The sequence below is a fragment of the Acinetobacter portensis genome (assembly GCF_009372215.1).
Lineage (GTDB): Bacteria > Pseudomonadota > Gammaproteobacteria > Pseudomonadales > Moraxellaceae > Acinetobacter > Acinetobacter portensis.
Window position 1 is genome coordinate 43,016 of record NZ_LWRV01000042.1, and the last position, 9,094, is coordinate 52,109.

Annotated in this window: 9 protein-coding genes; 5 read left to right on the forward strand and 4 right to left on the reverse strand. The window is 36.7% G+C overall.

All coding sequences use genetic code 11. The annotated features are described in order from the left end of the window. The gene (locus A6M14_RS04510; RefSeq protein WP_152873821.1) at positions 1–564 is read right to left on the reverse strand and encodes a CC0125/CC1285 family lipoprotein; all 564 of its coding nucleotides are present in this window, start codon (positions 562–564) and stop codon (positions 1–3) included. Positions 565–607: 43 nt separating this feature from the next. After that, positions 608–1,147, reverse strand: coding sequence for a DUF924 family protein (locus tag A6M14_RS04515; RefSeq protein WP_152873822.1), 540 nt, complete (start codon positions 1,145–1,147; stop codon positions 608–610). A gap of 210 nt (positions 1,148–1,357) precedes the next feature. Between A6M14_RS04515 and gshA the strand changes: the two genes are divergently transcribed. Both gshA and A6M14_RS04525 read left to right on the forward strand, forming a co-directional pair. Further along, a complete protein-coding gene (gene gshA, locus A6M14_RS04520) occupies positions 1,358–2,935 on the forward strand; it encodes a glutamate--cysteine ligase (protein WP_152873823.1) in 1,578 nt (525 codons plus the stop codon). 19 nt (positions 2,936–2,954) lie between these two features. Beyond that, on the forward strand, positions 2,955–3,455 hold the full coding sequence (locus A6M14_RS04525) for a disulfide bond formation protein B (RefSeq protein WP_152873824.1): 501 nt from the start codon (positions 2,955–2,957) through the stop codon (positions 3,453–3,455). Positions 3,456–3,540: 85 nt separating this feature from the next. Here A6M14_RS04525 and A6M14_RS04530 read toward each other — a convergent pair whose 3' ends face one another. After that, positions 3,541–4,872, reverse strand: a complete 1,332-nt coding sequence (locus A6M14_RS04530) for an alpha/beta fold hydrolase (protein ID WP_152873825.1) — start codon at positions 4,870–4,872, stop codon at positions 3,541–3,543. A 238-nt stretch (positions 4,873–5,110) separates the two neighbouring features. Here A6M14_RS04530 and A6M14_RS04535 point away from each other — a divergent pair, with 238 nt between their 5' ends. Both A6M14_RS04535 and parE read left to right on the forward strand, forming a co-directional pair. Continuing rightward, a complete protein-coding gene (locus A6M14_RS04535) occupies positions 5,111–5,683 on the forward strand; it encodes a YqiA/YcfP family alpha/beta fold hydrolase (RefSeq protein ID WP_152873826.1) in 573 nt (190 codons plus the stop codon). A 15-nt stretch (positions 5,684–5,698) separates the two neighbouring features. Then, complete coding sequence (gene parE / locus A6M14_RS04540) at positions 5,699–7,579, forward strand: DNA topoisomerase IV subunit B (RefSeq protein ID WP_163121746.1); 1,881 nt, start codon at positions 5,699–5,701, stop codon at positions 7,577–7,579. 285 nt (positions 7,580–7,864) lie between these two features. Here parE and A6M14_RS04545 read toward each other — a convergent pair whose 3' ends face one another. Continuing rightward, positions 7,865–8,602, reverse strand: coding sequence for a hypothetical protein (locus A6M14_RS04545; RefSeq protein ID WP_152873827.1), 738 nt, complete (start codon positions 8,600–8,602; stop codon positions 7,865–7,867). Positions 8,603–8,751: 149 nt separating this feature from the next. Between A6M14_RS04545 and A6M14_RS04550 the strand changes: the two genes are divergently transcribed. Next, a complete protein-coding gene (locus A6M14_RS04550; protein WP_152873828.1) occupies positions 8,752–9,051 on the forward strand; it encodes a nuclear transport factor 2 family protein in 300 nt (99 codons plus the stop codon). The last annotated feature ends 43 nt before the right edge of the window (positions 9,052–9,094 follow it).

A 9,094-nucleotide genomic window follows, 5' to 3' on the forward strand; every position in this document is an offset into this window, starting at 1 on the left:
TTATTTGCTAGGCGTGGTTGCAGCTTGCGGTTGTAATACTTCACCTGTTGCACTCAAGCCGTATTTATTGCCTAAAGATTTTAGAATCAAAGTAGCATCAAAAGCATCTTGAGGGGCAGATTTTTGATCTTTAAAGCATTCAATTGTATAAGAAACTTGAGCTGGTTCTACATTCACCACTTGTGGCGTGTCATAGAATGGGTCAGGCCAAAAAGCAGGATGACGACGGTAATAACCATATGGACCGTACATTGGCGGTGTTGGATAAACCACGGCTTGACGAGGTGGTTTTTGCGAACGGTTACTTGGATCATCCATCACTTTAAAGAAGCGGAAACCATTTTTAAGCGTGGTTTGTGCTGCTTTGACTAAAGTAATTTCTTCGGCTGTGCCATAGCTCATATTTGTGTCGGCAACGAAACTAATGCGATAGGTTTTTGCATTAAGTGGCGTTTGGCTAAATTGACCTAATTGATCAAACGTACGTGGTTTGCTTGGTAATGTTGCACAACCCGTCATGGTAAGCGTAGCAGCCATTGCTAAGCCCGTGAGTATTTTCTTCATGCTAAACCTCCTAAGAGTGTAGCTAGATAGCAAGGGGAGAGTATTAAAAACTGCTATTGGGTTGTGTTAAAAACTCAATTTCTTCTGCAGTAGATTCACGACCTAAAATGGCGTTGCGATGCGGATAACGTCTAAATTGATCGATAATCACTTTATGTTTAGTTTCAAAGTCTAAATTAATCGGATTTCCTAAATCTTGAAAGAGTTTTAATGCTTGTTCATGTATGATTTTTGATTCGCTGTGCATGAATGGCATGTATAAAAATTTACGATAATCTTCAGGTAATTTTTGGTCTAAACCTAAATGAATTGCTTCTTGAGCCAATGCTAAGGCTAATGAATCTTGCGCAAAGGCTTGTGGTAAATCTCTAAATAAATTTCGTGAAAATTGGTCAAGTACAATAATTTCAGCTAAACGACCTTCTGCCGTTTCACGCCATTGCCATAATTCTGCTTGAGCCGCTTGTTGATGAATGCTTTTAAAGTTTTTGAGTATCAACTGATCAAATTCATCACTTTTTGCAAACCATAGCGGTTGTGTTTTTTCACTAAACCAAAAATTTAGAATCTCTTGATAATTCATTACTTTTATATCTCTTTATCGTTTATTTGTTTATAGAAACACAATTTTTCTATGTCTAAAAGGCTAAGTTTGTGATAAAAATTTGCCCAAAATATATAATCCGTTTCGAGTAAAAACTAGACAGCTTGTGTGGAGCAGTAACTCAAACCTAGTATATTGATATAAACTTATGATTTTATTTATGTAGTTTCTTCCAAAAGCGAGATAGAAATGAGTCAACCTGAATCGACCTCTCAAGAACAATTACCGACTTGGGTGGATTCTTCGCTGTTCAAAGGAATGTTACGTGGCATAGAACGTGAAACTTTACGTATGCAAAGTAACGGATTCCTCTCCCAAGGATCACATCCTAAAGCGTTGGGTTCTGCATTGACGCATCCGCATATTACGACAGATTACTCTGAAGCTTTAATGGAGTTTATTACGCCTCCAAAAGAAAGCATTCAAGAAACATTAGATTATTTAAGAGATATTCACGCGGTTGCACATCGTCATTTAGAAAATGATGAAAAGCTTTGGCCACTTTCAATGCCATGTATGTTAGATGATGCCGATGAAAACATTCGTTTGGCGCAATACGGAACATCAAATATTGGTTTGTTTAAAACCTTATATCGTCGTGGTTTAGGTGTACGTTATGGTCGTCGTATGCAGACCATCTCGGGTGTTCACTATAATCTTTCATTTCCAGATCAGTTGTTTGAAGCACTGCAAAATCATGAAACAGATGAAAAACTAAAAGCATTAAGTGCGCAAGATTATCGTAGTCATCGTTATTTGGGTTTAATTCGTAATTTTATTCGTTTAACACCTTTAGTTATGTTCTTGGTTGGGGCGAGTCCATCGGTTTGTAAGTGTTTTATGACTGGGCGTGAACATCAATTGTTACCCTTATTGAAAGGTACGCTGTATTTGCCATTTGCAACTGCATTACGCATGGGACGTTTTGGCTATCAAAATTCTGCGCAAAAACAGTTGGGTATTCACTACAACAATTTGCCAGATTATTTAAATGGTTTACAAAAAGCTGTGAAAACATCATATGAACCATTTAGCCGTTTAGGTTTAAATGATGCCGATGGTGAACCGCTACAAATTAATGATCATGTGCTTCAAATTGAAAATGAATACTACAGTTTGGTTCGCCCTAAACAAGTTCCTAAAGATGGCGAAACACCATCTGAGGCATTGGCAAACCGTGGTATTGCTTATGTTGAATTGCGTGCAGTAGATGTGAACCCATACAGTCCAATTGGTGTTGATGAAAACACAGCAGGTTTCTTAGAAGTATTGGCGTTGCATTGTTTGTTAACAGACAGCCCAGAATTACTTGAACAAGAACAAGATGTGATTGAAAAAAACCAAGCGGAAGTGGTGAATCGTGGTCGTGCACCAAATGCTACAATTTGGGAAAATGGACAGGCGTATTTCATTGAAGATTGGAGCCGTAAATATTTAAACGGTATGCAACCTTTAGCTGAATTATTAGATGATAGTTATCAAACCGAAATCTATTCAGAAGCTTTAAATCTAATGAAAACTCGAATAGATGAAGTAGATGAAACATTATCTTCTAAAATGATTGCAGATACTGTAGCACAAGGTGGAACTTGGAGTTTTGGTAGCTACCTAGCATTACAACATGCAGAAGCTTATGAAAAGCATCAGCTAAGTAAAGAAAGAACAGCTTATTTTGAAGACGTTGCAAAAGCATCTTTGGAAAAGCAAGAGCAACTTGAACAAGAGACTACGCAAACTTTTGCAGAATATCTTGCTCAATTCCGATAAAAATTAAAGAGGGTTTACCATGAATTGGAGTCGTTATCGCTTCGTGAGTGGTTTTTTATTTTTAGCAAGTGTCATTGGTATGGCATTCGCTTTGTATTTAGAACATGTGCAAGGGCTTGAACCTTGCCCATTATGCGTATTTCAGCGCGTAGGCTTAATAGCTTTAGGTTTGGTTTCACTTATTGCGTTTATTCATAATCCTGCTTCAAATATCATGAAGCGTGTTTATGCATTACTTGGAACGATTGGTATTTTGTGGTCGGCAGGTGTTGCTACACGTCATGTGTGGCTACAAAATTTACCCCCCGATCAAGTACCAAGTTGCGGACCAGGTTTAGACTACCTAGTAGATGTTTTGCCATTAAAATCTGTTTTAGAACAAGTTTTAAGTGGTTCTGGTGAGTGTGCAGCTATCGATTGGACATTATTAGGGCAGTCTTTACCTGTATGGTCGCTGACTTTCTTTGCTGTTTTAGCGCTAATTAGTTTGTGGCAGTTATTTAGAAAATATCCTGCGTAAACTTAAAATTTAAGATGCTCATTTAAAATAAAAAAAGCCAGTTTGAACTGGCTTTTTTTTGTTTCGTTATTTTAGATAAGCAAATTTAAGTAAGTGCAATGCCATCATAATGATCTAGATGAATAAAATATTCATGTACCTGTTCATCTGAAACATCTTGGTTAAATGGATAAAACCAAAGCGCAATTTGTTCAGCAACACTCGAATTATGATGAATTCTAAAATGGCTTAAACCATAGAAAATGGCTTTATGAGAATCTGGCACATTCAATTGTGAACGAGAGTTAGGATGCTCACCTAAAGCACTTTGTATACTCACCAAATAATCACCAAAAAGATGACGCGAGTTTTTGTTTTTTTTCTCACGTTCAATTGAACCTGCAATTAAATAGGCGTGAATATGAGAAGGTAGTGGTGCAGGTTTTCGATGATCATCTACAAAGCCAACTCGAGCATCGTTATATTCCCAGTCATCATCTCGAATGCTGCCATGACGCAAATCTAAAATGCCATTGCTACGAATATTAAATAAATGACCGAAAAGCTTTGCGACAGGAAATCTGCCGAGTTTATTTTGTATGTTAAAGCTAAAACGCTCCAATGCAGCGCCGTGGTGCGGTGAAGCAATACACACTAAATTTTCAGTCAAATGTAACCATTGATATAAATTTTGCTTTGCGTAAAAAAGAGCGCTACGTGCGACTAATCCACCCATACTATGTCCAATTAAACTTAGGCTGGTAATTTTAGGGTTGCGCTTAATTAAGTCCTCAAGGGTATTTGCTAAGCTACGTCCGTTCGATGAAATACGACGACCTGTGTTGTAATTTAAATACAACATGGTGTTGTGATCACGTTGGGCTAGAAGCTTTTCACCAATTCCACCAAATTGATGATTCGACCAATCTAAATGGTTCATGCATAAGCCATGAATAAACAAAACGACATGTCCATTCAATTCACCTTTTTGCACGCTTCCATAATGATCATAAATGACCATGGGCAAGCCAATTGGGTTGTGTTGCTTTAACAAATAATCTCCACACACGCCATTTAAAGCACCCACAAAATAATGTTGTTTAGGTGTGAGAGGAGATGCATGCAAATTTGGAAATTTGGTAATAATTTGACGTAAACCAGGCGCAACAAATTGACTGCCGTAATTTTGAATAGTGTCGAAAGAATATTGATAAAATTTTTGAATATTTGAATTGTTTTTCAGTTTTGTCGATTTTTTACGACTTATTCCAAAAACACTGGAAATAACTTCGTGTTGAATAGTTTGAATCAGTTCACGAGCAACATTGTTAAAGGGCGTACTTACTACTTGAGCAAGACCTTCTAGTACATCTGCTTGACTTGGAGGCGTACGATCCCATTTACAATATGTTTCATGTAGCGGTGTTAAACTTGTCATACTTTTGCACCTCTTGAGGTGATCATTTTATTAACTCTTTATTTTTAATCGTGATCGCGGTATAAATTTGTACAATTCGTGAAGTTGCTGATGAAGAACAACTTTAAAAATACAGGGCGAGATCGCTATTTTTTAGCTATTTTGTCTGACAATTATATTTAAAATACAAATTTAAACATTGGTGATCAATATCACCTAAAATAGTTTAAATTGATTTTATGAAACAAGCAAAAAATTGATGAATCTTATTTACTTACATGGTTTTCAAAGTGCGCCAATGTCAATGAAAGGACAGTGGTTAAAAGATTATGTAGAACAACAACAGAATATTAAGATGCATCTTCCAGATTTAAACATGCCACCGTTGGATGTCATGAGAGATATGGAAAATTTAATCAAAAAATTAGATCATGTTGCATTGGTTGGAAGTAGCTTAGGTGGATTCTACGCGACGCAGTTGGTCGCAAAGTTTGCAGTGCCTGCTGTTTTGATTAACCCAGCTATGCGACCATGGCAATTGTTTAAAGACTTATTTGGGGATGAGCAGATTCCGTACAAAGTTTGTGATACATGGACTTTAGATCATGCTCAATTGAACGATTTAGAACAACTTGCTGTACCGTTTGTGCAAGATGCAGACAAAATAATGGTGTTATTACAACAAGGCGATGAAGTTTTGGATTATCGTGAAGCAGAACGCTATTATAAGCGGTCTTTGCTCATTAGCGAATCCAATGGAAATCATGCAATGGATGATTTTAAAACTAAAATCCCAATGGCACTGCGGTTTTTATCGGACAGCATAAAATAAAGGAAATAGTACAACGTGTCTCAATATACGGCTCAATCACTTGAAGTTCTATCTGGTTTAGATCCAGTACGCCGTCGTCCCGGCATGTATACAGATACCACTCGTCCAAACCATTTGGCGCAAGAGGTTATTGATAATGCTGTCGATGAGGCACTTGCAGGTCATGCCAATCAAATTACGGTAACTGTCTATAAAGATGGTTCATTGTCTGTAGATGATAATGGTCGTGGTATGCCTGTCGATATTCATCCTGAATATGGACAAAGCGGTATTGAAATTATTCTGACTAAGCTTCATGCAGGCGGTAAATTCAGTACAGATAACTACCAATTTTCAGGTGGTTTACATGGTGTCGGTATTTCGGTGGTAAACGCCTTATCTACACGTGTAGAAGTTGAAGTAAAACGCCAAGGTAACCTTTATAAAATGGCGTTTGAACAGGGTGAACCTGTTGCGCCACTTGAAGTTTTAGAAGGCAAAGCACCAAAACGTGCAAGCGGAACAACCGTTCATTTTTGGCCTGAAGTTAAATATTTCGATTCACCAAAATTTGCATTAAAAGCGCTTAAACATAATTTAAAAGCAAAAGCGGTATTGGCTGCAGGTTTGCAAATTACCTATGTAGACCAAATTAACGATGAAAAAATTGTTTGGCAGTTTGAAAATGGTTTAGTCGATTATTTGATGGATGAATTGGAAGATCGTGAGATTGTTCCACATCCTGCATTTGTGACTATGGGCGAAGCAGATCGTGCAAGTGCTGAATTTGCTATTTGTTGGAATGTTGAAGGTGGAGAAAGCATTCAAGAAAGTTATGTGAACTTAATTCCAACAGCGCAAGGCGGTACACACGTGAACGGACTTCGTTCAGGTGTAACCGATGCAATGCGTGAATTTTGTGAGTTACGTAATTTATTGCCACGAAACCTCAAACTCTCTGCAGAAGATGTTTGGGACAGTGTGAACTACATTTTGTCGTTAAAATTTCAAGAACCACAATTTTCAGGGCAAACCAAAGAACGTCTTTCAAGTCGTGAAGCTTCAGGCATTGTTCAAAATATTGCGAAAGATGCTTTTGCATTGTGGCTTAATCAAAATTCAGACGTTGCGATGCAATTGGCTGAAATGATGATTAGCAAAGCAGGTCGTCGTTTAAAAGCAGCGAAAAAAGTAGAACGTAAGAAGATTGTTTCTGGTCCAACACTTCCGGGTAAATTGTCAGATTGTGTGGGACATACTTTGGAAGAATCTGAACTTTTTATTGTGGAAGGTGATTCTGCGGGTGGTTCGGCTAAACAAGCACGTGATAAAAACTTCCAAGCAATTATGCCAATTCGAGGCAAAATTCTAAATACTTGGGAAGTTTCATCAGATGAAGTTTTGGCATCTCAAGAGGTTCATAATATTGCGATTGCCATTGGTGTAGACCCAGGCAGTGATGATCTTTCAGAACTTCGTTACGGTAAAATTTGTATTCTTGCCGATGCCGATTCGGATGGTCTACACATTGCGACATTGTTATGTGCTTTGTTTGTGAAGCATTTTACAACGTTGGTGGAAGAAGGGCATTTATTTGTTGCAATGCCACCGTTATACCGAATTGATGATGCAAAAGAAGTTCATTACGCTTTAGATGATGCTGAACTTGAAGGTATTTTGAAGAAGTGTAAAACCAAGAATCCTCAAATCACTCGATTTAAAGGTTTGGGTGAGATGAACGCAAGTCAGCTTCGTGAAACAACTTTAGATCCAGATACACGTCGTTTAGTTCAGCTTGATTTAGACGATATGCAATTTACAGCAGGGTTGTTGGATAAATTACTTGCGAAAAAACGTTCAGGTGACCGTAAAGATTGGCTTGAGCAAAAAGGTAATTTAGCCGATTTGGTTGTATAAAATCGATGAAAGAAAAGCCCATGTAAATCATGGGCTTTTTTATTTTGTGGTTTTCACTCATAGTCATTTTTCAATATTTGTTCTTTGATTAAGGGCTATTTTTTCATCCCTTTGGATGAGGAATATATTCCGTAAGAGGATGAGGGCTTTTGTTATAAAAACCTCTCCCTAGCCCTCTCCTATAAGGAGAGGGAACTTCTATTATGACTTTGATAGAACTAAAAAATAATTTATGAAAGAGTTTATTATTTAAGTATCGATAGCGGGAAAGTAGTTTTATAAAGTCTATTTGAGTGTTTCAACTTTTATATACGTTCCACCTGCAGAAACATTGCGTCCAAAACCACAGCCACCTTCACCAGTGTTTTCAGAAACTTGAATGTGTTGTCCAAGCTTCGTATTAAATGCAAAATTTAGGTTAATTTTACAATCCTCATAAACATAAGTTGCTTTTTTAGCAGATGAAGACATTGAAGTTCCAAACTCACCCATATTAGGGCCATAAATTAAGCCATAAACACCAAAATAATAGCCTTCATAATCAATTTCATATTTGTTTTTATTTTTCTTAACGTGAATCGTATCCCATTGACCAAAACCACTTCGGCTTACATAAGTACCAGATAAATCATTCGATGCTTTAGGTACGGGTAACTTACTTAAATTAAATTGGCTCGATTTAGTATCTTCATCACGTAAAAACCATGCCTTTGCCCATTGTGGTTTATTTAATTTTGCATAGCTTAAACCCACATTATTATTTGCAATTTCAATATCTCGTTCAGAAAGCTTAATTCCACTCACTTCATCATTCAATAAACAAAATGAAGTCCATGCAGCTTGGTCTTTAAACTGATTTAAGGCTTTTGAATATTGTTTTTGATCGTAATGTTTTTTACCTAATTGTGCATATTGCTTCACCTTAGAACAACCATCCTGAATTTCTTCATTAGTCGTTAGATCTGCATAAGCATAAGAATTTAAGCCAAGTAAAACAGCAGCACAAATCATTTTATTATTCATTTAGGCATCCAATTTTTAGAAAAAATAATGGTGAAAATACAAAGTTAAATATCATCAAAAATTAAAACTATCACACATGATAGTGATTGTTAATGTGGAAAAGGTCTATGCTCATTTCAACATCAAAAAACAAAATTTAGGTAAATAAAATGACTAAAACAGCAGAACAAGTAACACTCGATAAAATGTATGCAGCATTTGGTTCACAAAATGTAGAAGAAGCGGTAGCAACCGTATCCGATGATTCGGTTTGGATTCATCATGGAACGCAAAAATTACCTTCATTACGCTTTGAAGAAAAAGAAGGTGTAAAACAGTTTTTCCAAGCAAACTTTACCACTTTAAAAGTTGAATATTTTGATATTTTAAGTACCTTTCAACAGGGAAATACCATTATTGTGACGGGTAAAGAAAAATTTATTAAGGTAGAAGATAATAGGGTCTGTTGACATTTTCTGTTCAAAAAAATAGCGAGAAAGTAAAATTTAATCG